The organism is Pseudomonas sp. S3_C06, assembly GCF_054667675.1.
Genome location: NZ_CP162747.1, coordinates 6,496,259 through 6,520,241, shown reverse-complemented (window position 1 = coordinate 6,520,241; position 23,983 = coordinate 6,496,259). Strand labels below are relative to the sequence as shown.

At 59.1% G+C, this 23,983-nt stretch carries 28 protein-coding genes; 13 read left to right on the top strand and 15 right to left on the bottom strand.

Features of this window, described 5'->3' with window-relative positions; all coding sequences use genetic code 11:
• Positions 1-93: 93 nt before the first annotated feature.
• A complete protein-coding gene (locus tag AB4N44_RS29055; RefSeq protein WP_160039477.1) occupies positions 94-924 on the bottom strand; it encodes an oxidoreductase in 831 nt (276 codons plus the stop codon).
• A 131-nt stretch (positions 925-1,055) separates the two neighbouring features.
• Between AB4N44_RS29055 and AB4N44_RS29050 the strand changes: the two genes are divergently transcribed.
• A complete protein-coding gene (locus AB4N44_RS29050) occupies positions 1,056-1,946 on the top strand; it encodes a LysR family transcriptional regulator (protein WP_460110933.1) in 891 nt (296 codons plus the stop codon).
• Between the two features lie 3 nt (positions 1,947-1,949).
• On the opposite strand, the gene AB4N44_RS29045 is transcribed toward AB4N44_RS29050, so the two are convergent.
• The gene (locus tag AB4N44_RS29045; RefSeq protein WP_460110936.1) at positions 1,950-3,119 is read right to left on the bottom strand and encodes a DUF1624 domain-containing protein; all 1,170 of its coding nucleotides are present in this window, start codon (positions 3,117-3,119) and stop codon (positions 1,950-1,952) included.
• A gap of 217 nt (positions 3,120-3,336) precedes the next feature.
• Between AB4N44_RS29045 and AB4N44_RS29040 the strand changes: the two genes are divergently transcribed.
• The gene (locus AB4N44_RS29040) at positions 3,337-3,933 is read left to right on the top strand and encodes a paraquat-inducible protein A (RefSeq protein WP_077573324.1); all 597 of its coding nucleotides are present in this window, start codon (positions 3,337-3,339) and stop codon (positions 3,931-3,933) included.
• Positions 3,930-4,616, top strand: a complete 687-nt coding sequence (locus tag AB4N44_RS29035) for a paraquat-inducible protein A (protein WP_455805700.1) — start codon at positions 3,930-3,932, stop codon at positions 4,614-4,616. The genes AB4N44_RS29040 and AB4N44_RS29035 overlap by 4 nt, the downstream gene beginning before the upstream one ends.
• Here the strand turns inward: AB4N44_RS29035 and ydiJ are convergent.
• Positions 4,549-7,575 carry a D-2-hydroxyglutarate dehydrogenase YdiJ gene (gene ydiJ / locus AB4N44_RS29030; RefSeq protein ID WP_460110938.1) on the bottom strand — a complete coding sequence of 1,009 codons (3,027 nt, stop codon included), beginning with the start codon at positions 7,573-7,575 and terminating at the stop codon, positions 4,549-4,551. The genes AB4N44_RS29035 and ydiJ overlap by 68 nt on opposite strands.
• 157 nt (positions 7,576-7,732) lie before the next feature.
• Between ydiJ and AB4N44_RS29025 the strand changes: the two genes are divergently transcribed.
• Positions 7,733-8,617 carry a LysR substrate-binding domain-containing protein gene (locus AB4N44_RS29025; RefSeq protein WP_460110940.1) on the top strand — a complete coding sequence of 295 codons (885 nt, stop codon included), beginning with the start codon at positions 7,733-7,735 and terminating at the stop codon, positions 8,615-8,617.
• 104 nt (positions 8,618-8,721) lie between these two features.
• Here the strand turns inward: AB4N44_RS29025 and AB4N44_RS29020 are convergent, their stop codons facing one another.
• Positions 8,722-9,996, bottom strand: a complete 1,275-nt coding sequence (locus tag AB4N44_RS29020; protein WP_460110942.1) for a glucarate dehydratase family protein — start codon at positions 9,994-9,996, stop codon at positions 8,722-8,724.
• A gap of 30 nt (positions 9,997-10,026) precedes the next feature.
• Positions 10,027-11,394, bottom strand: a complete 1,368-nt coding sequence (locus tag AB4N44_RS29015) for an MFS transporter (RefSeq protein ID WP_460110944.1) — start codon at positions 11,392-11,394, stop codon at positions 10,027-10,029.
• A 119-nt stretch (positions 11,395-11,513) separates the two neighbouring features.
• On the opposite strand from AB4N44_RS29015, the gene AB4N44_RS29010 reads away from it, so the two are divergent.
• On the top strand, positions 11,514-12,413 hold the full coding sequence (locus AB4N44_RS29010; RefSeq protein WP_127926836.1) for a LysR family transcriptional regulator: 900 nt from the start codon (positions 11,514-11,516) through the stop codon (positions 12,411-12,413).
• A gap of 138 nt (positions 12,414-12,551) precedes the next feature.
• Here the strand turns inward: AB4N44_RS29010 and AB4N44_RS29005 are convergent, their stop codons facing one another.
• Positions 12,552-13,202 carry a DUF6338 family protein gene (locus AB4N44_RS29005; RefSeq protein WP_460110946.1) on the bottom strand — a complete coding sequence of 217 codons (651 nt, stop codon included), beginning with the start codon at positions 13,200-13,202 and terminating at the stop codon, positions 12,552-12,554.
• 34 nt (positions 13,203-13,236) lie between these two features.
• Positions 13,237-13,572 (bottom strand): hypothetical protein, encoded by a 336-nt coding sequence (locus AB4N44_RS29000; RefSeq protein WP_127926835.1) that lies wholly within the window; start codon positions 13,570-13,572, stop codon positions 13,237-13,239.
• A gap of 184 nt (positions 13,573-13,756) precedes the next feature.
• Here AB4N44_RS29000 and AB4N44_RS28995 point away from each other — a divergent pair, with 184 nt between their 5' ends.
• Positions 13,757-13,996 (top strand): hypothetical protein, encoded by a 240-nt coding sequence (locus tag AB4N44_RS28995; RefSeq protein WP_065259780.1) that lies wholly within the window; start codon positions 13,757-13,759, stop codon positions 13,994-13,996.
• 64 nt (positions 13,997-14,060) lie between these two features.
• Here AB4N44_RS28995 and AB4N44_RS28990 read toward each other — a convergent pair whose 3' ends face one another.
• Entirely contained in the window at positions 14,061-14,258 is a 198-nt protein-coding gene (locus AB4N44_RS28990; protein WP_095120340.1) for a DUF2188 domain-containing protein, read from the bottom strand.
• Between the two features lie 226 nt (positions 14,259-14,484).
• On the opposite strand from AB4N44_RS28990, the gene AB4N44_RS28985 reads away from it, so the two are divergent.
• Positions 14,485-14,847: an NUDIX hydrolase gene (locus tag AB4N44_RS28985; protein ID WP_150773906.1), complete on the top strand. Its 363-nt coding sequence runs from the start codon at positions 14,485-14,487 to the stop codon at positions 14,845-14,847.
• 15 nt (positions 14,848-14,862) lie between these two features.
• Here the strand turns inward: AB4N44_RS28985 and AB4N44_RS28980 are convergent, their stop codons facing one another.
• The 3 genes from AB4N44_RS28980 to AB4N44_RS28970 form a co-directional block, all read right to left on the bottom strand.
• A complete protein-coding gene (locus AB4N44_RS28980) occupies positions 14,863-15,105 on the bottom strand; it encodes a DUF1652 domain-containing protein (RefSeq protein ID WP_102902094.1) in 243 nt (80 codons plus the stop codon).
• Between the two features lie 110 nt (positions 15,106-15,215).
• Positions 15,216-16,115 (bottom strand): polysaccharide deacetylase family protein, encoded by a 900-nt coding sequence (locus AB4N44_RS28975; protein ID WP_150773907.1) that lies wholly within the window; start codon positions 16,113-16,115, stop codon positions 15,216-15,218.
• A 131-nt stretch (positions 16,116-16,246) separates the two neighbouring features.
• Positions 16,247-17,194, bottom strand: a complete 948-nt coding sequence (locus AB4N44_RS28970) for an ABC transporter substrate-binding protein (RefSeq protein WP_460110949.1) — start codon at positions 17,192-17,194, stop codon at positions 16,247-16,249.
• A gap of 294 nt (positions 17,195-17,488) precedes the next feature.
• Here AB4N44_RS28970 and AB4N44_RS28965 point away from each other — a divergent pair, with 294 nt between their 5' ends.
• From AB4N44_RS28965 to AB4N44_RS28950, 4 genes are all read left to right on the top strand, one after another.
• Positions 17,489-18,469 carry an aliphatic sulfonate ABC transporter substrate-binding protein gene (locus tag AB4N44_RS28965; RefSeq protein WP_460110951.1) on the top strand — a complete coding sequence of 327 codons (981 nt, stop codon included), beginning with the start codon at positions 17,489-17,491 and terminating at the stop codon, positions 18,467-18,469.
• A gap of 61 nt (positions 18,470-18,530) precedes the next feature.
• Positions 18,531-19,373 carry an ABC transporter permease gene (locus AB4N44_RS28960; RefSeq protein ID WP_316918115.1) on the top strand — a complete coding sequence of 281 codons (843 nt, stop codon included), beginning with the start codon at positions 18,531-18,533 and terminating at the stop codon, positions 19,371-19,373.
• 29 nt (positions 19,374-19,402) lie between these two features.
• Complete coding sequence (locus AB4N44_RS28955; RefSeq protein WP_460110953.1) at positions 19,403-20,083, top strand: SOS response-associated peptidase; 681 nt, start codon at positions 19,403-19,405, stop codon at positions 20,081-20,083.
• 331 nt (positions 20,084-20,414) lie between these two features.
• Positions 20,415-20,687: a hypothetical protein gene (locus AB4N44_RS28950; protein ID WP_077573339.1), complete on the top strand. Its 273-nt coding sequence runs from the start codon at positions 20,415-20,417 to the stop codon at positions 20,685-20,687.
• Between the two features lie 47 nt (positions 20,688-20,734).
• On the opposite strand, the gene AB4N44_RS28945 is transcribed toward AB4N44_RS28950, so the two are convergent.
• The 3 genes from AB4N44_RS28945 to AB4N44_RS28935 are packed head-to-tail and all read right to left on the bottom strand — an operon-like array spanning position 20,735 to position 21,944.
• On the bottom strand, positions 20,735-20,881 hold the full coding sequence (locus AB4N44_RS28945) for a hypothetical protein (RefSeq protein ID WP_455805713.1): 147 nt from the start codon (positions 20,879-20,881) through the stop codon (positions 20,735-20,737).
• Between the two features lie 53 nt (positions 20,882-20,934).
• Complete coding sequence (locus AB4N44_RS28940) at positions 20,935-21,246, bottom strand: AzlD domain-containing protein (protein WP_162835977.1); 312 nt, start codon at positions 21,244-21,246, stop codon at positions 20,935-20,937.
• Entirely contained in the window at positions 21,246-21,944 is a 699-nt protein-coding gene (locus AB4N44_RS28935) for an AzlC family ABC transporter permease (protein WP_460110956.1), read from the bottom strand. Before AB4N44_RS28935 ends, AB4N44_RS28940 begins: the two co-directional genes overlap by 1 nt.
• Positions 21,945-22,130: 186 nt before the next feature.
• Between AB4N44_RS28935 and AB4N44_RS28930 the strand changes: the two genes are divergently transcribed.
• Positions 22,131-22,514 (top strand): DUF2784 domain-containing protein, encoded by a 384-nt coding sequence (locus AB4N44_RS28930; RefSeq protein WP_460110958.1) that lies wholly within the window; start codon positions 22,131-22,133, stop codon positions 22,512-22,514.
• Here the strand turns inward: AB4N44_RS28930 and AB4N44_RS28925 are convergent.
• The gene (locus AB4N44_RS28925) at positions 22,511-22,951 is read right to left on the bottom strand and encodes an Rrf2 family transcriptional regulator (RefSeq protein WP_095120329.1); all 441 of its coding nucleotides are present in this window, start codon (positions 22,949-22,951) and stop codon (positions 22,511-22,513) included. The genes AB4N44_RS28930 and AB4N44_RS28925 overlap by 4 nt on opposite strands.
• 133 nt (positions 22,952-23,084) lie before the next feature.
• On the opposite strand from AB4N44_RS28925, the gene AB4N44_RS28920 reads away from it, so the two are divergent.
• Positions 23,085-23,972 (top strand): NAD(P)/FAD-dependent oxidoreductase, encoded by an 888-nt coding sequence (locus tag AB4N44_RS28920; RefSeq protein WP_150751863.1) that lies wholly within the window; start codon positions 23,085-23,087, stop codon positions 23,970-23,972.
• Positions 23,973-23,983 lie beyond the last annotated feature (11 nt).

Below are 23,983 nucleotides of genomic sequence, written 5' to 3'. Positions count from 1 at the left end.
AGCGAATAAGGCGCGAAATACACAGAAAAATCCACCGAAGTCTGCGCACGAAAGAGATGAGAGCGAGCAACCTCGCTCTCACAGCTCAGGCGTTCAGTTGGCGAAGTCGGTGGACAGCGCCAGCTCATTCCAATCAGCCAACTCCTGCGCCACCAGCCGATTCTTCGCCTCGATCCGCGCCACCGTGTCACTGCCCAATGCCAGTCGCAGCGGTGGGTTCGGCGCATTGACCAGTGCCAGCATCGCTTCGGCAAACTTCAGCGGATCACCCGGTTGTGCATGATTGGCCGCTTCGGCGAACACTCGCATCTTGCCCACGGTTTCGTCGTAGTCCGGCAGTTCAAGTTTCGTTTTGATCAACGACTGTTCATCAAGGAAATCGGTGCGGAAGAAACCCGGCTCGACCACCGTGGCTTGAATGCCCAAGGGTGCCAGTTCCTGATGCAACGCTTCGGTAATGCCTTCGACGGCGAACTTGGTCGCGCCGTAAACACCCCAGCCCATGTACGCCTGATAGCCGCCAATCGAAGAGATGTTGATTACCCGGCCACTGCGCTGTGCACGCATGTGTGGCAGCACGGCGCGGGTGACGTTGAGCAGGCCGAACACGTTGGTGGCGAACAGGCGCTCGGTCTCGCTGGCGCTGGTTTCTTCCACCGCGCCCAGCACGCCAAACCCGGCGTTGTTGATCAGCACATCGATACAGCCAAACCGCTTGATCCCTTCAGCAACCGCTTGATGCGCTTCGTCCTCGCGGGTGACGTCGAGGCGCACCGCCAGCAGGTTCGGTTGCTCGCCGAGACGATCGGTGATGTCTTGCGGGTTGCGCGCGGTAGCGATCACCGCGTCACCGGCACGCAAGGCGCGTTCTGCGATGAGGGTGCCAAAACCACGGGAAGCGCCAGTAATAAACCAGGTACGCATTTCAACTCCTCCTGTCTGCGACCTTTGGCGAGGGTGCCAGGTCTTCTTGATGAGTTGATGCGACTTTAAGGCCGTGCTACTGATGTGATAATCCCAACAATTTTGCATAACTTTGTGAAAGGTATTCACAGATGAAATCACCTTCGGCAGCCGATCTGTCGGTCTTTCTGTACACCGCGCAGCACTTGAACTTCAGCAAAGCGGCCATCGAACTCGGCCTCACGCCCTCGGCCCTGAGCCATTCGGTCAAAGCGCTGGAGAACCGGCTCGGCGTGCGCCTGTTCAATCGCACCACCCGCAGCGTGGCATTGACCGAGGCTGGCGAGCGTCTGTATGCGCGGTTGAAACCGGCGTTCCGTGATATTGACGATGCGCTGGAAGACCTCAACCATTTCCGCGATAAACCCTCAGGCAACCTGCGCATCACCTGCGGGCGGCAAGCCTGTGAGCTGGTGCTGCTACCGATTGCCAGTGAGTTTTTGCAGGTATATCCGGACATTCGCCTGGAAATGGTCGAGAGCGATGCGCTGCTGGATATTGTCGCGGGCGGCTTTGATGCCGGCGTGCGCTTCGGTAATCGGCTGGAGGCCGACATGGTGTCGCTGCCGATTGGCCCGACAATGCGCTCCGTGGTGGTCGGTTCACCGGCATTTTTCGAGCGCCACACGGCACCGCAAAAGCCCGAGGACCTGCACGCACTGCCGTGCATCCGCCACCGTTTTCCCAGCGGATCGCTGTATCGCTGGGAACTTGAACGCGGCGGCATTACTCAGGAAATCGAAGTCAACGGCCCGCTGACCCTCGGTGATGTCAGCCTGATGGTCGGCCCCGCGCTGCAAGGGCTGGGCCTGGCCTATGTGTTCGAAGACATGGTCAGCGAACACCTCGCCAGCGGGCGGCTGGTGCAAGTGCTGGCAGACTGGTGCCCGTACTATCCGGGTCTGCACCTGTACTACCCGAGCCGCCGTCATGTGCCGGCAGCGCTGAAGGCGTTTATCGACTTCGTGCGCAACCGGCACTAGCGCTTACAGGTACTTCAACCAGGTGATGTCGCGACGACGGGCCTTCAATGCCGAGAACCAGCGCACGGCCGGAAACAGCGCAATTGACAGAAGCGCTGCCGCCAGCCAGATCGCCACCACTGAAGAGAAGCCGAAATAGCTGCCCTGATTCAGCCCGAACAGGGCCACGCCGATCAGGTACAACACCTTCAACGCGTACAGATGCAGCAGATAGAAAAACATCGGCGCCGAACCGAACACGGTCAACCAGCGAATCCAGCGACGATCCTGCAAGCGTTCGAATGCCAGTAGCAGCAACAGCCCGACGCTCGCGGTCAGCGCGATAAACAGCAACGACGGTGGGTACTTGGTGATGTTGAAAAAGCTCATCAGGGTTTGCACCGACGTGTCGCCCACGGCCCACGGTTTCTCGCCATAGCCGTTGATCAACCGCAGCCCGACAAAGCCAAGCAGTCCTGCGCTCCCCGCGATCAGCAGTTGCCACTGACGCAAACTCGCTTCAACGCCGCGAGCAAACCACGGTCCCAGCGCATAACCCAGACCAATCACACCGATCCATGGCAACAACGGATAGGAGGTGCGCAGACGCAGAGTGTCGCTGACGTCGATCCAGCCGCGATCATGCAAAATCGCCCAGGGCACGTGCAGTGCTGACTCCAGCGGAAAATGCACAGTGTCGAGCAGGTTGTGTCCGGCGATGATCATCAGGCTCAACGTCAGCAACAGCCAGCGCGGCAGCCAGACCAGCAGCGACAAGGCAATCATGCTCAAACCGATCGCCCAGATCACTTGCAGATAAATCACGCTCGGTGGCAGTTGGAAGGTCCACGCGAAGTTCACCAGGGTGAACTCCAGCAGCACCAGAAACAGACCACGCTTGAACAGAAAGGCGCTGACATCAGACTTGCCCGCGTACTTTTCTCCGAACAACCACGCCGATAATCCCGTCAGCAACACAAACACCGGCGCACACAAATGCGCCAACGTGCGGCTGAAAAACAGCGCCGGTTCCGTGCTGGCAATGTCCATCGGGTCGCTGACCTGACGGTGCAGCAAGAAGGTTTCGCGCACGTGGTCGAGCAGCATGAACAGAATGACCAGGCCTCTGAGGGCGTCAATGGACATCAGCCGGCCAGTGGCCAACGGGGCAGAACGAGGAAGCACAATCGTCATGAGCGTTTCGCAATCGAAGGGATAACACCGGGTGCCTACAAGGACCACCCCTGAAATTCGCGTTACCTTATAACAATAACCAGCAAAAACCCAAGCCCAATCGATAGCGATTCTCAGAAAAACCTCAGCCGATCAAGCCGGGCAAGTTGCCCAATAGCCTCAGGCTTCTATAGTGATCAAGTCCCCTGCCCTTGCGGCCTGCTGTCGAGCGCTGTCCATGGTCAACACCGAACACCTGATCATCTGCGAGCACTGCGATTGTGTGTACGAAAAAGCCGTGCTGGCCAAACACCAGAAAACCTCGTGCGTGCGCTGCGGTGGCGTGCTGCAGCGCTTCAACGGTTTGACTGTTGAACAGCGTCTGGCCCTGACGTTCACGGCGGCGATGCTGTGGCTGTTCGCCAACTTCTATCCGGTGATGAGCATCAGCCTCAAAGGCCTGAAAAACAGCGCGACGCTGTGGGATTCGGTGCTGGCGCTGAGTCAGGGGCCGATCACCTTTATGGCGATGGTCGCGGCGATCTCGATCATCATTGCCCCGGCGTTTCAACTGGTGCTGCTGATCTGGGTGCTCAGCTTCGCGCTGTCATCGCGACGTGCACCGGGCTTCAAGCTGTGCATGCGCTGGCTGGAAACCCTGCGGCCGTGGAGCATGCTCGAAGTCTGCCTGCTGGGGGCGATGGTGGCGGTGTTCAAACTGGCCGGATTGCTCGATGTGTTGCCCGGCATCGGCCTGTTCGCGCTGGCCGTGCTGAGCCTGATGATGATCAGGATTGCCGGCCGCGATATCCGCGATCTCTGGGACATTCTATGAAACGGCCACCGACTGCCCGCGAACTCAATCTGTGCCTGTGCCACAGCTGCGGCCTGGCCTGCGACATGACCGACGAGCCGCATGAATGCCCGCGCTGCGATGCGCCGCTGCACCGGCGCAAGACCAATTCACTGGCGCGCACTTGGGCCTACATGCTCGCGGCGCTGGCGTTTTACGTGCCGGCCAATCTGTTGCCGGTGATGAACACCACCATGCTCGGCAGTGGCGCCGACAGCACGATCATGAGCGGCGTGCTGGAGTTCTGGGAGCACGGCGCTTGGGACATCGCCCTGATCATTTTCATCGCCAGCATCGCCGTGCCGGGAGTCAAGTTCGTGGCCCTGACGTTGCTGCTGATGACCGTGCAACGCGACAGCGCCTGGGCGCGCAAAGAGCGCTCGAAGCTGTACCGTTTCGTCGAGCTGATCGGCTATTGGTCGATGCTCGACGTTTTGGTGGTGGCGCTGGTCGCAGCATTGGTGAAGTTTCAGGCGCTGGGCGATATCGAGCCACGACCGGGCATTCTGTTTTTTGGCCTGGTCGTGGTGTTCACCATGCTCGCGGCGATGAGCTTCGACCCGCGCCTGATCTGGGACAAGGACACGGACGACGACCTCAGCGACGTTGAACCTCAAGCAGCACCTGCAACGGATGACGCAGTGCCTGATCCGACTGGCGCTTGACCTGACTGCGGCACGAATAACCGGTCGCCAAGGCTTCGCCCTGCTCTGCCGACGCCGCTACCTGACGTGCCCAGGACTGCTCGTAGATCACCGCTGAGGTTTGGCGATTGCGCGCCTCGTGACCGTAAGTGCCGGACATGCCGCAGCAACCGGTGGCCTGCGTGGCCAGCTTCAAACCCGCACGCTCGAACACTTGCTCCCACTGCCGCGTCGCGGCCGGGGCGTTGGTTTTCTCGGTGCAGTGGGCCAGCAGTCGGAACGACGCGGTTGCATCCTGTGGCGCCTGCTCCGGCATCACCTTGAGCAACCACTCCTGCACCAATGCCACCTCCGGGCATTGCTCCATGCCCGGCACTTTCAGGTATTCCTGGCGATACACCAACGTCATCGCCGGATCGAGGCCCAGCAACGGCACGCCCACATCGGCCAATTCACGCAGTTGCCGAGCGTTGCGCAACGCCGCGCGGTTGAATGCCGAGAGGAAGCCCTGCACATGCAAAGGCTTGCCGTTGGCGCTGAACGGCGCGAGATAGACCTGATAACCCAGGCGCGAAATCAACTCGACCAGATCGGCCAACAGCGGCGCTTCGAAGTAACGCGTGAAGGCATCCTGCACGATGACCACACTGCGCGCACGTTGCGCCTCGGTCAGCGCCGACAACGTCGAAACCTTCGCCGGTTGCACCTGCCAACGGCGCATCGCCGCATGGAAATCAAAACGACTGAGCAACGGCACGTCGATCATGCCGCCGACCCGTTCCAGCAAGCTGCGAACGAATGAGGCGCCCATCAACCCGTTGTACAGCGCCGGAATCCGCGCCATGTGCGGGATGCTGTACTCCAGCGAAGCGATCAGATAGTCCCGCGCCGGGCGCAGATAACGGCTGTGATACAGCTCCAGAAACCGCGAGCGAAACTCCGGCACATTGACCTTGACCGGGCACTGCCCCGCGCAGGATTTGCACGCCAGACAACCGGCCATGGCGTCATAAACTTCGTGCGAGAAATCCTCGGACTGGGCACGGCTGTTGCGCCAGCGCTGCCACGACGTGCTGAAAAACGCCGGTTTGCGAATGGCGTCGGACAACACATCAACGCCCGCCTCGCCCTGCAAACGCAGCCACTCGCGGATCAACGAGGCGCGGCCCTTGGGCGACTGAGCACGTTCGCGGGTGGCTTTCCACGACGGGCACATCGCGTCGTCGGGATCAAAGTTGTAGCAGGCGCCGTTGCCGTTGCAATGCATGGCCGCGCCGTAGCTTTGCCAGACCTTTTCGTCGATCTGCCGGTCGAGTTCGCCGCGCAACGTGACCTCGTCGATTTTCAGCAGCGCAGCGCCGGTGTTCGCCGGGGTGGCGATCTTGCCCGGGTTGAACTGGTTGAACGGGTCGAACGCAGCCTTCAAGGCTTGCAGTGCCGGATACAGCTCACCGAAAAATGCCGGCGCGTATTCCGAGCGCAAGCCTTTGCCGTGCTCACCCCACAGCAGGCCACCGTAACGCTGGGTCAACGCGGCGACGCCATCGGACACCGGACGCACCAGCGCGGCTTGTTGCGGGTCTTTCATGTCGAGAATCGGCCGCACGTGCAGCACGCCTGCATCGACGTGGCCGAACATGCCGTACTGCAAATCGTGGCTGTCGAGCAGGTCGCGCAGTTCGGCGATGTACTCGGCCAGATGCTGCGGCGGCACCGCCGTGTCTTCGACAAACGGCTGTGGCCGCGCTTCGCCGGCGACGTTACCGAGCAGGCCCACCGCGCGCTTGCGCATGCCGTAGACCTTGTTCACCGCCGCATGACCGACCGCCAGCGTATGACCCAAACGCTCAACCGTGCGGTCGCTGCTCAAGTGGTCGACAAATGCTTCGACCCGGCGCTGCAAGTCCTCCGGATCGTCGCCGCAAAACTCCACCAGATTGATGCCCAAGGTCGGCCGCTCGGCGCTTTCCGGGAAATACTCCGCAACGCCGTGCCAGACGATGTCCTGCATCGCCAGCAGCAAGACTTTCGAGTCCACGGTTTCGATCGACAGCGGCTTGAGCGCCATCAAGGCCCGCGCATCGCGCAAGGCGTCCATGAACCCGGCGTAGCGGATGTTCACCAGCATCGTATGCTTGGGGATCGGCAATACATTCAGCCGCGCCTCGACGACAAAACCCAGCGAGCCTTCAGCGCCGCACAACACACTGTTGAGGTTGAAACGGTTATCCGCCTCACGCAGATGCGCCAGGTCATAACCGGTCAGGCAACGGTTGAGATCGGGGAAACGCTCTTTGATCAGCTCACCCTGCTCATCAATGATCTGCCGCGCGCAGCGATAGACTTCACCGACGCGATCTTCGCGGGCGCACAGTGCTTCAAGTTCGCTTTCCTCAAGAGGCAAACCGTGCAGACGCTCGCCACCGCGCAAAACCATGTCGAGTTCAAGTACATGGTCGCGGGTCTTGCCGTAGGTGCAACTGCCCTGGCCACTGGCATCGGTGTTGATCATGCCGCCGACGGTGGCGCGGTTGGAGGTCGACAGTTCCGGGGCGAAAAACAGCCCGGCGGACTTCAGCGCGGCGTTGAGCTGATCCTTGACCACCCCGGCCTGCACGCGCACCCAGCGTTCCTCAACGTTGATTTCGAGGATGCGGTTCATGTGCCGCGACAGATCGACGACGATGCCGTCGGTCAGTGATTGGCCGTTGGTGCCGGTGCCGCCACCGCGCGGGGTGATCACCACTTGCTGATACGCCGGCTCGGCGATCAACCGCGCTACCCGCGCCACGTCCTCGGCGTCCAGCGGAAACACCGCCGCTTGCGGCAGGCGCTGATAGATCGAATTGTCAGTCGCCAGTACCACACGACTGGCGTAATCAGCGCTGATTTCACCGCGAAAGCCGCTGGTTTTCAGGGCTTTGAGGAACTGTTGGTAATCGCTGGTCAGGGCTTTGGCGGGGGACAGCTGGGCAATCATCGGTCAGGTTATCTCGGTCAAATCGGGCCGCGTGGCGGTGAACAGTTGTACGCAACGAATGATTGCGTCAGGCTCCGCCATCTCATGGTGCCCATGTTCATTGCTGGCGAACGCCGGGACAACCGTAAATTCGACCCGCTATTGATGACTTTTACGAATGAATCCGCGCACGCTCACCCCTTCCATGTCGTTATTGCTGGCTTTCGAGGCCGCCGCGCGCCATGAAAGCTACACCCGCGCCGCCCACGAACTGTCGCTGACGCAGAGTGCGGTCAGCCGGCAGGTGCAGATTCTCGAGAAGATGCTCGGCATGCGCTTGTTCAGCCGCGAAGGTCGGCAAGTGGTGCTGACCGATGTCGGCCGCATGTATCAGCGCGAACTCGCCGAAGCGCTCGGGCAGATTCGTAGTGCGACATTGCAGGCGATGGCGTTTGGCTCGGGCATTCACAGTCTGCGCCTGGCGACGCTGCCGACCTTCGGCTCGAAATGGTTGCTGCCACGGTTGAAAGATTTCTACACCGCGCATCCGGGCATGACCGTGCATTTGCATTCGCGTATCGCAGCGATTGACTTCGATACCAGCGAAATCGATGCGGCGATCTGCGTCGGTGGCGGTGAATGGCCGGGGCTGACGGCCCTGCCCTTGCACACCGAGGAACTGGTGGTGATCGCCAGTGCGCAACTGTCCGATGCTGAGCGCGACGACGCCGAACAACACATCGCCGGGCAACTGCTGCTCAATGTCAGCAGTAATGCCCAGGCGTGGGCGGAATGGTTCAGCCATCAGGGTCTGCCGCACCGAAGCATGCGTATCGGGCCGAGCTTTGAAATGACCTCGCACCTGATTCAGGCGGTGCGGGCAAATATTGGCGTGGGTTTGGTGCCGCGGATTCTGGTCGAGGATGAGTTGCTCAGCGGTGAGTTGCTGCAACTGGGCGAGCCGATCAACAGCCGGCGCAGCTACTACCTGGTGTATCCGCCGCGCAATGAGAATTTGCCGTCGCTGAAAGCGTTTCGGGATTGGCTGGTGCATACACTCTGAAAGAATGAGTTGCCGCCATTCGCGAGCAGGCTCGCTCCCACACCTTGGAATGCATTTCCCCTGTGGGAGCGAGCCTGCTCGCGAAGAGGCCGGCAATGGCAACCTCAAAACCTCGGTTTAACTGCCTTCCAATCCGGCTTGTACCGCTGCATCTGCCGCACATCATCACGCTGACGAATCCCGCACGTCAGGTACTGATCATGCAGCTTGCCCAACTGCTCATGATCCAGCTCCAGCCCAAGCCCCGGTGCGCGGGTGATCTTCACGCAGCCATCGACAATCGGCAGCTTGCCACCCTTGATCACCTCTTCATCCGGCTCCTGCCACGGGTAATGCGTATCGCAGGCGTAATCCAGATTCGGCACCGCCGCCGCCACATGGGCCATTGCCATCAGGCTGATGCCCAGGTGCGAATTGGAATGCATCGACACACCGAGGCCAAACACGTCGCACATCTTCGCCAGGGTCTGCGTGTCGCGCAGGCCGCCCCAGTAATGGTGGTCGGCGAGAACAATCTGCACGCTGTTTTGCGCGATGCTGCGGCGGAACTCGTCGAAATCGGTGACCACCATATTGGTTGCCAGCGGCAGACCGGTGCGCTTGTGCAGCTCAGCCATGCCGTCGAGGCCCGGAGTCGGGTCTTCGTAATATTGCAGATCATTGCCGAGCAACTCGGCCATGCGAATCGAGGTTTCCAGTGACCAGTTGCCATTCGGATCAATGCGCAACGGGTAGCCGGGGAAGGCCTTTTTCAACGCCTTGATGCACGCCACTTCATGCTCCGGCGGCAACGTCCCGGCCTTGAGTTTGATGCTTTTGAAACCGTACGCCTCGATCATCCGCGCGGCCTGCGCAACGATCTGCTGCTCGCTGAGTGCTTCACCCCAGTTGTCCGGTTTGTAGGGCGAATCGACATGCTGCGCATACTTGAAGAACAGATAGGCGCTGAACGGCACCTCATCGCGAATCGCGCCACCGAGCAGGTCCACCAGCGGCACATTCAGGTAATGCGCCTGCAAATCGAGGAAGGCTACTTCGAACGCCGAATAAGCATTGCTCACCGCTTTGCTGGCATGAGAACCGGGCGCGAGTTCGGCACCGGCAATAGTGGCGGGTTTGTTGGCGGCAATGGTGGCCTGCACGATCGCGCGTAACTGGTTGAGGTTGAACGGATCGAGACCGATCAGTTGCGCCTGCAACTGCTGCTGGATCGCCAGCGCCGGGGCATCGCCATAGCTTTCGCCGAGGCCGATGTAGCCGTTGTCGCTTTCGATCTCGATGATCGAGCGCAGGGCGAAGGGTTCGTGGATGCCGCTGGCGTTGAGCAGCGGCGGATCGCGGAAGGCAATCGGGGTCACAGTTACGCGGGTGATTTTCAAGATAACGCTCCTGACAGATCAACAATCAATTCAGTGGCTCGCGGCCGGGCTGGCCGTCGCAACAACGGCGGTGACCTCATGCGGCTTTGCGAGATTTTTGCCTTTCGCGCCAGGCGCCGTGCGGGCAAAAAAGATCACCACCGCAGCGACCAGTGACGTCGCCGCCAGGCCGTACAGTCCGCCCTCGATGGAGCCGGTGGTTTCTTCGAGGATGCCGAACGCCGTCGGCGCAACGAAACCGCCGAGGTTGCCGATGGAGTTGATCAGCGCGATCACTGCAGCGGCGATACGCGCATCCAGATAGCTTTGCGGGATTGGCCAGAACAGTGCCGACGCTGCCTTGAAACCGATGGCGGCGAAGCAGATCGCGACGAAGGCGAAGATCGGCCCGCCGGTGGTCGACATGAACATACCGACGGCTGCGATCACCAGCGTCAGGGCGACCCAGGCTTGCTGGAATTTCCACTTGCCGGCCATCGCCGCGAAACCGTACATGGCGACAATCGAAATGATCCACGGGATCGAGTTGAGCAGGCCGACCTGGAAGTCGCCGAGATTGCCCATCTTCTTGATCATGCTTGGCAGCCAGAACGTCGCGCCGTAAATGGTCAGAGCGATGGAGAAATAGATGAAACAGAACAGCGCAATCTGCCGATCCGCCAATAGCTTGAACATCGACGGTTTGGCCACCTGCGACGCCTCACGAGCGCGCTGCTCCTCGGCAATCGCCGCCACCAGCGCTTCGCGCTCTTCTTCGCTCAGCCACTTGGCCTGACGCGGATGCGATTGCAGCCAGAACCAGACGAATGCGCAGAGCACCACTGAAGCCGCGCCCTCAATCAAAAACATCCACTGCCAGCCATGCAGGCCGAGGCCGCTGATGTGCAGCAACGCACCGGAGACCGGGCCGGAGATCACCGAGGCAATGGCCGAACCGCTGAGAAACACCGCCATGGTCTTGCCGCGCTCGGAGGCCGGCAGCCATTGGGTGAAGTAATAAATGATTCCCGGAAAGAACCCCGCCTCCGCCGCACCGAGAATAAAGCGCAACACATAGAAACTGGTTTCCCCTCTGACGAAGGCCATGGCCATGGCCGCTGCGCCCCAAGTGAACATGATCCGCGTCAGCCAGACCCGCGCCCCATAACGCTGCAGAAGCATGTTGGACGGCACTTCGAACAGCGCGTAGCCCACAAAGAACAAACCGGCGCCGAGGCCGTAAGCCGCCGCGCCGATGCCCAGATCGGTTTCCATGTGGCTGCGTACGAAACCGATGTTGACCCGATCGATGTAGTTGACGATGAACATCACCACGAACAGCGGCAGCACGTGACGCTTGACCTTGGCGGCGGCACGGGCGAGAACCGTGACGTCCAGCGGACTCTGGAGGGTTTTCAAGGGGCGACTCCCGATCTTGTTTTTTTAGGGATGGCGTAAAGCGATGGGCCGATCATGGACGGCGATCATTGATCCCGTCTAATCTAACTTGGCATTCGATTGATACCCGGATTAGATCAATGTTCGAACTGACCCAGCTGCGCTGCTTCACCACTGTCGCTACCGAACTCAACTTTCGCCGCGCCGCCGAGCGACTGAACATGACGCAGCCGCCGCTCAGCCGGCAGATCCAGCTGCTTGAGCATCACCTCGGCGTCGAGCTGTTCACCCGCAGCACCCGTAGCGTCGCCTTGACCGCCGCCGGCCGTGCATTTTTCATCGAAGCACAGAACCTGCTGGAGCGCGCGCAGCAGGCAGCCGTCACCGCCCGACGGTTTGCCGAGGGCGATATCGGCTCGGTGAACATCAGTTTTGTCGGCAGCGCGGTGTATGAGTTTCTGCCCAAGGTGATCGCCGAGGCGCGACTGAAACAGCCGCAGGTGAAAATCGATCTGTCGGAAATGAACACTTACCAGCAACACGAAGCCCTGCGCGCCCGCCGCATCGATCTGGGCATCGCCCGTGCGCCGTTATTGGAGCCGGGCTACGCCACCGAATGCCTGGTGCGCGAGCCGTTTGTACTGGCGGTGCCGAGTGGACATCCATTGGCAACGGCGGCTGAAGTGGCGGTCAGTGACCTGGATAAACAACCGTTCCTGATGTACTCCCACGCCGCGTATCCGCCGTTCAATGAACTGCTGACCGGCATGCTGCGCTCGGCACGGGTCGCGCCGGATTATGTGCAGTGGCTGGGTTCTTCTCTGACGATTCTGGCCTTGGTCAACGCCGGCATGGGCCTGGCGCTGGTGCCGCGTTGCGCTACCAGTGTGGTGTTCAAGAATGTGGTGTTTCGCGATATCGATCTGGGCGAAGGGGTGCAGAGCGAGCTGCATCTGATCTGGCGGGAGAACAACGACAACCCGGCGTTTGCGATGTTGCTGGAAGCGATTCGCCGGGCGGTGGCTGAGGGTTGGGGCTAGTGGCTGGCGGCGCTGATCAGCGCTTTGGCGGTGGAGGCGCACTCGGCCCTTTGACCAGCGGTTTTGCCAACGGCTTGCCGTCTGGGCCCACGAAGAGACGCGCCACGTGAGGCGGCATGGGGTTGGGTGCTTTTGCGCTCATGAAACAACCTCCTCGACAGAATTGAATTCGACCCACTGAACTTTTGAGGAATCTATCACCATTGATTCGGCGCCAAAAGTGAGCACCTCGCCACCATCGCCAAGCCACTGTGGATTCAGCAAGATAAATTGCCCTTCCGAGGGGCCAGAAGGCCACTCCAAGGGCCAGCCAAACAATCGCCTCTCGTCATTCAGTTGCAAAGTGACAAGGCGATCCTGTCGCTCAAAAGCGCTGTACCACTCGCTGGGATGGGAGCTTTTACGTGTCAGGTTTCGCTTGCGTAGCCACACATGCAACACCCCGTTTGAAGCCAAATAACAGAAAAGCCCGGCGAGACATACTGAAACAATAAATGCCCACAATGCCTCCGCCCGAGCATCCCATTTCCCTACGGAAAAGCCTTTCGACCCCACCCACAGAAAAATTGCCCCAATCCCCAGTACCGCGCCCTGAATCACAAACGTAAAAATCAGCGCCTGCACAATCTGCCCGAACGTATCCGGTCGTTTGAACGCCGTCAGTGAGTAAAAAATCCACGCAGGGCGCAGGATTCTTGTCGTGCAAATTGAGCCGCAGCATTTCCCTGACCGATATTTCCGACTGACCTTCAGCCCGCAAGCAACCAAAAAAAAGCAGAAACCGCCCATGCTGTTTCTGCTTTTTTTGCATCCGGAAATGCCGTTACAGGCAATCACGTACCGATTGGCGCAACGACCCGGACTTCGCCCACGGCGGCCCCTGATACAACGAAACCCGGCTGCCATTCTTGTATTTGACGATGTCGAGAATCTCATCGGCCGTGATGATGCTTGGCGCGGTGATGCGATAGCCGTTGGAAATCGATGTCTGCGAGGTTTTGGCGACATCCTTCTGCCACAACGGTAATACACACGCGGCATAGTCCTTGGGTGCCTTGTCACTGGTCTTGTTGACATTCGGCTCACCCGGCACCAACGACGCCGGCAACGAGCAACCCGCCAACAGGGCCAACGCCAACGTCCCGATCCATATCCGCATAGTGTTTTCCTGATCTGAAAAAAGTGAATGTAGCGCGTAAGCCGGCGCACATCCATCGTGGCACCGCGCCGTCAGCGTAATCTGCACAACTTTTCACAACCGCTCGGCGTGCTGACGAACGCGCTTTGCCCATCGATGAAAAATGCGACTACTCTTTTCTACCGAGAATGTTCTGGAGGTGATCATGCGGCTCAATGAATACGAACACGAACTTCAACGCGACCTGCAAAGCGTTGCATCGGACCTGCGATGGTCGGCGGTCGACCTGAAACGTATCGCGGAACAACTGCGCAAATCCGGCAACGAGGCGGATGCGCAAACTGTGCTGAGATCCTGCGAGGTGCTGCAAAGCGATGAAGAACGGCTGCAACTCTATGCCAGGGAAGTGAAAGCCCGCGCCATCAGCCGGACCAAGGTCCACTGAGACCACCCTCCCCAAAAACAGAAGCCCCGACAATTGCCGGGGCTCTTTCATTACAGCCAGCCTGTCAGTGGGTTTTGTGACTTTGCGCGCGCGTCGTGCGTTTTTTGTAGCCAGGCAGCGCTGCGGCATAGGCCAGCGCCTCTTCCCGGCTACCAAACGACGCCAGCCGATCGCCCTGAGTGCAAACCCGCCATGGGCCATTGTTCACGCTAAGCACGTCATAGCCGTTCATGTGCATCTTGTTCAACATCGGCATGCTCATGGATACCTCCATTTTTGCTAACGGTCAGATCCAGCTTCACGCTTTTACCTTACACCCTGACCCGCCCGAAATGCCGACCGGATGTCGCCAGCCGCAACAGTCAAGGATCTGGCACTTTTCAACACAGCGAACGCTCCAAACTCCAATGAAACCTTTGTCGCACGCTTCGGCTCAAATATTGCAGTTTTATTTCTATTTTGTGACAAGCAGTAAAAACAGGTAACAGATGAAAGTACGTGCAACCGTTATATGCGAGCAGGATCGCCACATTCTCCTGGTACGCAAACCCCACTGCCGCTGGACATTGCCCGGCGGCAAGGTCGAGCACGGGGAAACCCGAGCGGAGGCTGCCGTGCGCGAACTGCAAGAAGAAACCGGCCTGGACGCCGACGATGTGTTGTATTTAATGGAATTGCAGAGCGGCAGCACGCGGCATCATGTCTACGAGGCGTCCGTGCTGGACTTTGAGCAAGTGCGTCCACAGAACGAGATCATCGATTGCATCTGGCATCCGCTGGATGCGGTGCGCAATCTGAGAACCAGCGAAGCGACGCTGCGCATTGTTCAAGCGTTTCAACGGCGTTTATGAGGCGTTTATGAGGCGTTAACCAGCGAACGCTCGGCGGCCCGCGCTGATTTCGGTGCGTAATTCACCGATGAAGTTGGAAATGTCACGGATCGTGACGAGGTGTTCCGGGGAAACGCCATTGAGCAGCAGTTCGACACGCCCGCTGTCCGGCTCATATACCTTGATTTGCAGCAGCCCCTGAGTGCCTGCAATGCAGTCACACTTGAACGCAGGAAAGCCGGATTCGACAATCCGGCAGATATCGTCAATGGCAAGCATGGCTGAACGCCTCGCAGGCGATGAGTCGGTCGACCCGATGAGCATAGATGAGCAATGTATGTCTTGCTCGATACAAAAATGCCAACCAGGTCACAACTTCCGATTCACCCTCAGTGCGCGTCATGATCCCAGATCCAGTTCCACATCCCCGGCAAATTCACCGCCTCCGAGCTGTTCTCCACCGTGCGCGCCAGTGCGGCCTTCTCCAGCGCGACGTGATCATCATAAAAAGGTTTGTCCGCCAGCCTCACGCCCGTGGCGGCCGCGCTATCCAGCAGAATCTGCAGGTATTCGCGCGTGTGCCGCGCGGTATAGCGGTTGAGATCATGAAACGTCACCACGACCGGGATGACCCCGTCCACGGTGGGCAATTCGCCAAGGGCGATACGTTCACGGACTTCCGATAATTGCCGCAGCATGTTGGCCCGACGTCGCGGGCTGGCATTGAAACCCCAGATCTTGCCGTCGTTGGCGCTTAAATCCGTGAGCAAAACGTGCAAGCCGTGCTGCTGATACGCAGCGAAGGTGCGCTTGTCGTAATTCCAGAACGGCGGGCGCAGCAGTGTCGGTGGTGCGCCGGTGATGGCAGCGATATCGGCCGTGCCGTTGCCCAGCGATTCTTCAAGCTGTTGTGGGTCGAGCAAGCGATGATTGGTGTGCCAATGGGTCGCCGTGTGAAACGCCAGGATGTGCCCCTCGTCATGCTCGCGACGCATGATGCTGCGGCCGATATCACTGTTGCCCGCTCGCGGCGCGCGTGTCTGCACAAAGAACACCGCTTTGATACCCGGCTGCAGCGGGTTGTCCTTGAGACTGTCGAGCACCGTGGCCGACGGATTCCACAAACTCGAAGCGCTGGGGCCATCGTCAAACGTCAACAGAAAGCGCACCGGTGCCTGGGTTTTCAGGCGCGTTTCGGTTTGCGCAGTCATTTCCATCGGGGCGGCGATGCAACCGGCCAGCCCAAGCGCAATCAGCGCAGCACAAAGAAGTTTGAATCCGGATGTCATGTTTTGCCTTGAGCACGGCGACGGCCGTCATGTGATCGATTGGCAAAACTCCCTCGCCCTTATCCATCCCTGCGCTCGGATATTCGAGCCGAGGTTGGATAAGGTACACAGGGTTTGGTTCCGGCGCTCGCTCAGTGAGCCAATGCCTGCTGAAAAGACGTGTCGATAATCCCGGCGGTGGCCAACGGTGCCGGCAGCGCTTTCACCTTGAACAGAAAATCGGCGGTGCTTTGCAGGTCCGTCGCAGCCTGCTGGTCCACCGGCCCGACGGTCATGTGCGCCTGGCGCAACCAGTGGCGCGACACCTGCTGATCGAGATTGGCTTTCTTTGCCCACAGATCGGCGTATTCATCTGTGTGGCTGTCGACCCAGGCCCGCGCCTGCTTCAAACGTCCGAGAAAATCCGCAATCGCTGCGCGTTTGCTGTCGATGGACGGTGTCGACGCCGCGATTGCGCTGAGCCCTGGCATCAGGTTTTTTGCGGTCAGGATCGGTCGCGCGCCGGAGAACACGATCTGCTGGGAAATGTACGGTTCCCACACCGGGAAAGCGTCAATGCTGCCCTGTGGCAGGGCTGCGGCGGCATCGATCGGCATCAACTTGACGAAGTCGACGTAGTTTTCCGGCAGACCGCCCTGCTCCAGGGCGCGCAAGGTCAACTGCTGACTCCAGGCTCCGGGCCAGTAGGCGACTTTCTTGCCCTTCAGATCGGCGATGGTTTTCACTGGCGAATCCTTCGGCACCAGCAACGCGATGGTGTCGGGATTCTGCCGCGAGACGCCGATCAACTTCACTGGCGCCTGCTTGGCGGCCAGAAACAGAAAGCCGGAATCACCGAGAAAACCCAGATCCAGCGAGCCGGTCTGCAAGGCTTCCGCCAAGGGTGCTGCGGCCTGGAAGTGTTTCCAGTCGACAGTATAAGGCGCGTCTTTCAATACGCCGGACGCCTCTACTGAAGCTCGAATGTTGTAGTAGTTCTGATCACCGACATGCAGGACCAATGGGTCGACTGCGTAGGAAAGCGGCGAGGTGAACAGTGCTGTTAATAACGCACTGCGTAGCAAACGAGAAAGCTTCATGGCTTGTCCTGCAAAGGGAAATTGCATAGACCATAACGCTGTTATTTCTCGGTGTTGAAATTCGATTAACGCATAAGCTCATCACGCTTGATGCCTGCTGTTCGCGTGGCAACAGTAGCGAATCACACTGTTGCCCATGCAACAGCGCAAATCCTGCATCCGGCCTTCAAACCCTTGTAAAACGGCACTTTCAAGCACATGGCACAGAGCCTGCAATATTCCAGTCATGCAGGAAGCATTCGATAAAAATATCTTTTTGGACATAAGAAACCTGTGCCTTTGCCGGAGCGCCCCATGACATCGTTCTTCTCTCATTTCAGACCACTGCTGGCCGCCAGCGCCATGGTGCTGAGCCTGCAACCGTTCGCCCATGCGACTGAGACCGCGCCGGCGGAAGTGCATCTCGACTACGCCTATTACTCGCCGGTCAGTCTGGTGCTCAAGCACTTCGGCTTCCTCGAAAAGGCCTTGCCGCAGACCAAGGTCAGTTGGGTACTGAGCCAGGGCAGCAACCGCTCGCTGGAATACCTCAACAGCGGCGGCGTGGATTTCGCTTCCAGTGCCAGCCTGGCCGCCGTGCTGAGTCGGGCCAATGGCAGCCCGATCAAATCCGTCTACGTCTACAGCCGCGCCGAATGGACAGCCTTGGTGGTGCGCAAGGATTCGCCGTACCAGACCGTCGCTGACCTGAAGGGCAAAAAGATCGCCGCCACCAAAGGCACCGATCCTTACCTGTTTACCCTGCGCAGCCTGCAACAGGCCGGGCTGAAAAAAGACGATGTCGAACTGGTCCATCTGCAACACCCGGATGGTCGTACCGCGCTGGAAAAAGGCGATGTCGACGCCTGGGCCGGACTCGATCCGCACATGGCCGCCAGTCAGGTGCAGGCCGGTTCGCGCCTGCTCTACCGCAACCCGGCGTTCAACAGTTACGGCGTGGTCAGCGTCACCGAGCAATACGCCAAGGAACACCCGCAGACCATCGACACCGTCATCAAGGCTTACGAACAGGCCCGCGACTGGGCCGTGAAAAACCCTGATGAGTTCGCCGCCCTCCTCGCCAAGGAGTCCGGCTTACCGCTGGATGTGGCCAGGCTGCAACTGTCGCGAACGGACCTGAGCAACCCGCAACTCACTCAGCAGGACATCAGCGCCTCCAAGGCAGCGGCGCCGATTCTGGTCTCCGAGGAACTGGTGCGCCGTGGGGTGAATGTCGATCAAGTCATCGATCAATTGCTCGACAGCGGTGTGCAGCAAGCCGTCGCCCACCAGTAACTGATCAGCCTCACAACAACTCCGCGCCCGTCGCGGATTTGTCGTGAGCGGAGCCAAAACCATGACCACCCACAGCAAAGACTTGCCCGCGCCACTTGCCGTACCGCGCCAGCGTCCTGCGAGTTTGAATCCGACGTGGCAGCGCCGCTGCAAAGGCCTGGCCCTGCCCCTGCTGATCATCGTTGCACTGGAAATTATCGTACGCATCGGTTGGTTGCCGTCCTACCAGATGCCGGCGCCGAGCGAGATCGCCCTGACCCTCACCGACCTTGCCGAAGGCGCACTGTGGAAACACATCGGCGCCAGCCTTATTCGCGTGTTGCTGGGTTTTGCCATTGGCGCCAGTCTGGCGCTGGTGTTTGCTGCCTGGGTTGGCTTGAGCCGTGAGGCCGAGGCGTATCTGGAGCCGACGTTTGCCGCCCTGCGTTCCATTCCGAGCCTGGCCTGGGTGCCACTGCTGCTGTTGTGGCTGGGCATCGACGAGACGTCGAAAATCGTCCTGATTGCCATCGGCGCGTTTTTTCCGGTGTACGTCAACGTGGTCGCAGCCATTCGCAACATTGATCGCAAACTGGTGGAAGTCGGGCGCATCTATGGCTTCAGCCGCTTGCAACTGGTACGACGGATCTTGCTGCCGGCCGCCCTGCCCGGCCTGTTCACCGGGTTACGCAGCGGCATGAGCCTGGCGTGGATGTTTCTGGTGGCGGCGGAATTGATCGCGGCCACCAAGGGTTTAGGCTATCTGCTCAGTGACGGTCGGGAAACCTCGCGGCCGGACATCGTGCTGGCCGCGATCATCGTGCTCGCCTTGCTCGGCAAACTCAGTGACGGCTTGCTGGCCATGCTCGAACGTCGCTGGTTGAAATGGCGTGACACCTTCACCGGTCAGGACGCCAGCGACTAAGCTGAAATCTCCCACCGGAGATTCAGCCCATGTGCGGAAGACTCTCGCAGTACCGTGGCATTCACGACTTTGTCGCGGTGCTGAGCATTCCCGACGCCTTGATCAATCACGTCGGCGATGCGCCGCTCAGTCGCTACAACGCGGCGCCGACCACCGCGCTGGCCGTCCTGCATCAACAAGGACAGCAACTGCATGCCGACAATCTGCGCTGGGGCTGGCGCCCGCACTGGGCCAAGGATCGCCCCCCACCCATCAATGCCCGGGTGGAGAAAGTCGCCCACGGCCCGTTCTTCCGGGCGATCTGGCGCCATCGTTTGATTGTGCCCGTCGATAACTGGTTTGAATGGGTCGACACCGAGGACAAAACCCGACAACCGTGGCTGATCCGTCGGGCGGATCATGGGACAGTTTTCTGCGCCGCCATCGGACAATTTCCGACAACTGAAACAGCAGCCCGGGATGACGACGGCTTCGTGATCATCACCGCCAATGCCGTCGGCGGCATGCTCGATATCCATGATCGCCGACCGGTGGTGTTCCGCGCAGAGTTGGCGCGCGAGTGGCTCGATCCGGCGACGCCGGTTGAACGCGCCGAGCAAATGCTGCTGTTTGAAGGTGAATGCAGCGAAGTGTTCGAATGGTACAAAGTCGGCAAAGCTGTCGGTAACGTGCGCAATCAGGGGGCCAGTTTGATTATTGAGCAGACTTAAACATTTGCCGACTTCACGCGTCTATCAATGCAGGAGCTGCCGAAGGCTGCGATCTTTTGACGCAGCGTTATAAGAAATAAAGCTATTGCAAATTTGAGCAATTCATAAAGCGAATCACTGCCGTTACAAACCCTGTTTCATTTTTGAGACGGCGCACATAAAACACACGTTCGAATGAACTAACCGCCTGTCTGACATTTCAACCGTCATACATACATTTAGATGCACTACGGCTAGCATGCGCGCCGCATTTCCATTTGGTATACCAGTTGACCAAAGAGTCAACAAACCAGGAACCCCCTAACGTCTACAAGCCTTGCAGAGAAATAAGTTGCGCGACGATTTTGCAATCAAACAGGTCAGCGGCCTGGAGTGTATTTATCTGTCCATGACAGAACGCTTTGAACTCGACTGTTTTATCGGCCACTACATCAAGACCCGAAACCTGCGTTCCGTACCTGATATCGAACGCATCCTGCGCACCACCCTCGAAGGGTATCCTGGCCATGCGCCGGTGATGGTCAACGAGCTGAATGCGTGGATTGATCGAACCTTGGGATATCGGGCCACACACCCCGACTTCACGCAGTTGGACGATCTTTGAAACCGTAAAAAAGCCCCGCATTTTCGGGGCTTTTTCGTAGAAATCACTCAAAACTTGCGATCAGGATCTGAAAGCTCTCTGCCGTCATCGTGCTTCCAAGTTTGCTCCTTGTGCTTCTCCCACTCTATTTCTTCTTGTGTCGGTTCATCCGTATCTTCGTCATCCGTCTCTGGATGCTTTTGCTCAGTCGCCATGCGCACCTCCCGTTATCAGTTAATCTCCATCCCTGAAGCGTAGAACAGACAACTTACAACCACCAGCGCAGCAAAAAGAAGAACGCCATGCTCAACAACATGCTGAGCAAAGTACTGCGCGTGTAGATCACCAGTGCGATCGCTACCAGCGAACTAAGCAGATAAGGATTATCCCACTGCAGATTCAACTGTTTGTCGGGCATGAAGACGATCGGCCCACAGATCGCGGTAAGCATCCCCGGTACTGCAAAACCGAGGAATTGCCGCGCATTACTGCTCAGACGCACCGGCAAGCGCGGCTCGAGAAACACGTAGCGATTGAGAAACACCAGAAGCCCCATGCCAAAAATCACTGCCCAAACCATCATGTGCGCTCCCGATACAGCTTGTTGCAGATAAACCCGGCGGTCATTCCGGCCAGTCCGGACAACACCAGCGCCGAACCCCACTGCCAGTAACTGAACAGCACCGAACAAAACAGCGACACCGCCACACACACCAGCGTCGGTACGTTACACACCACCGGCGTGATCAACGCGATAAACGTGGCGGCAATCGAGAAATCCAGCCCCAAGTGCTCAAGCCCTGGAATGCTGCTGCCGAGGACAATGCCGGCGAGAGTGAACAGATTCCACGCGATGTAGAACGTCAAACCGACGCCCAACGCATACCAGCGATTGAACTGCTGGCGATCATGTTGACTGGTCAGTGCAAACAACTCATCGGTGAGCAAAAAGCCCAGACCTATGCGCCAGCGCCCCGGCAGCGGCGAAATCACCGAGCGCATGCTCATGCCATAGAGCAAGTGCTGCGAGGTCAGTAGCAGCGTGGTCAGCAGAATCGAGAAAATCCCCGCACCGCCCTTGAGCATGCCGATCGCGACCAATTGCGCCGCACCGGCAAACACGATGCTCGACAAGCCCTGCCCTTGCAGCGGCGTGAGGTTGGCCTCGATCGCCATGGAGCCGGCCAGCAGCCCCCATGGCGCGGTGGCCAGAGACAACGGCATGATCGCCGCAGCGCCGCGAAGGAACGCACTGCGCGGCATTACTGAGTCAGACATAAACGTTCTTCAACCAGGAAAACGGTCGGCGACTGTGCCAGTAAATTCGCTTTTCTGGCTTGAACAATCTTGCGCACTTGTGGGAAATCGTCCGGATGCGCGCGGAATAGGCTGACTTTCGCACTGACTTTTAATGCCCTGAGCGGCGTAACATAGCGCCATTCACAATCGCGTCAGGGAGACGACATGCTGTACCGAATCGCAGCCGACGGGCTGGTGCTGTTTCATTTGTGCTTCATTCTGTTCGTGCTGTCTGGCGGGCTGCTGGTACTCAAATGGCCACGGGTGATGTGGCTGCATTTGCCGGCGGCCGCCTGGGGCGTGGCGGTCGAGGTGTTGCACCTGACCTGCCCACTGACCTACTGGGAAAACCTCATGCGCCACGCCGCCGGACAGACTGAATACGCCGGCGGCTTTATCGAGCATTACATCTGGCCGATCATCTATCCGGCCGGGCTGACCCCACAGATTCAACTGGCGCTCGGCAGCGTGGTGCTGGCGGTCAACCTGCTGGTGTATGGGCGGGCATTTCGCTCATGGAAACATCGGCGCGCCGCTTCGCCGCTTTAATTATCCTCGCCGACTGACTTGAAGCGGGCCTCGAAATCCGCTGCCAGGTCCGCCAAGGTGATGCCACCCAACCGCGACAGCAACAGCGCCTGCGCCTCATCGAAGGTGCGTGTCAGTGCGGCGTTCACCGCTTGCTCGACCAGACACTCCGGGTGATCCGTCGACAAACCGATGGAAAAAATCGACTGCGTGCCTAACGCCTGGTGGATATCCAGCAGGGTGATCTGCGCCAGCGGTTTGGCCAGCGCCCAGCCTCCCTGATGGCCCTTCTCTGACGTCACAAACCCCTGCTCCTTGAGCAAACCCATGGTGCGCCGCACCACCACCGGGTTGGTGCCAAGCATGCCGGCGATGGTTTCCGAGGTCGCGCGCTTTTCATGGCGAGCCATGTGAATCAACACATGGAGCATGCGCGATAACCGCGTGTCGTTTCTCATCGATGATCCTTTTTTCAAGCCGTTGCGAAGATGCGCCGAGTATCGCTTGCAAGGTCTGAAGTTACGAGACTATTGACAGCAATATTTCTCGTAACTTACGGTGTACTCTGAAAATTCAAGAGGAGATTCGCTCATGGTGTACGACGTCATCATCGTTGGCGGCAGCTATGCCGGGCTGTCCGCCGGCCTGCAACTGGCCCGCGCCCGACGCAATGTGCTGGTGCTGGATTCAGGACTGCGACGCAACCGTTTTGCCGAAACATCCCACGGTTTCCTCGGCCAGGATGGACGTGCACCGGGGCAAATTGCTGACGAAGCACGCGCACAGTTACTGGCTTACCCCAGCGTGCAATGGCTAACGGATACAGCAGTTGAAGCGACTCGGACTGACAGCGGATTCGATCTGCGCACCGAGAGCGGACAATGGCTCAGCGCCAAGCGACTGATCCTGGCCTCGGGCGTCATCGACGAGTTGCCGGACATCGACGGTCTCAGGCAACGCTGGGGCCAAAGTGTTTTTCATTGCCCGTACTGCCACGGTTATGAACTGAATCAAGACGCGATCGGCGTATTGGCGACGTCACCCATGTCGATTCATCACGCCCTGCTACTGCGGGATTGGGGCCCGACCACGTTCTTCACCAACGGCGTGTTCGAGCCGGATGCCGAACAATTGGCGGAACTGGATCGCCGCGGTGTAACCCTGGAAACCCGGCCGGTCAGTCACATCCGTGGCGAGCGTGCGGACGTGGTACTCAGCGATGGTCAGGTCATCGCTGTTGCAGGCCTGTTCGCCATGCCACGCACACGCATGGCCAGCCCGCTGGCTGAACAACTGGGATGTACATTCGAGGATGGCCCGATGGGACCGTTTATTCAGACTGACGCGACACAACAAACCAGCGTCGCCGGCGTATTTGCCTGCGGAGATGCGGCATTGGCTGCCGGTTCAGTAGCGCTGGCAGTTGGCGATGGGGCCCGCGCCGGTGCAGGCACTCATCGCTCACTGATCTTTGGCTGAAACTTATACTG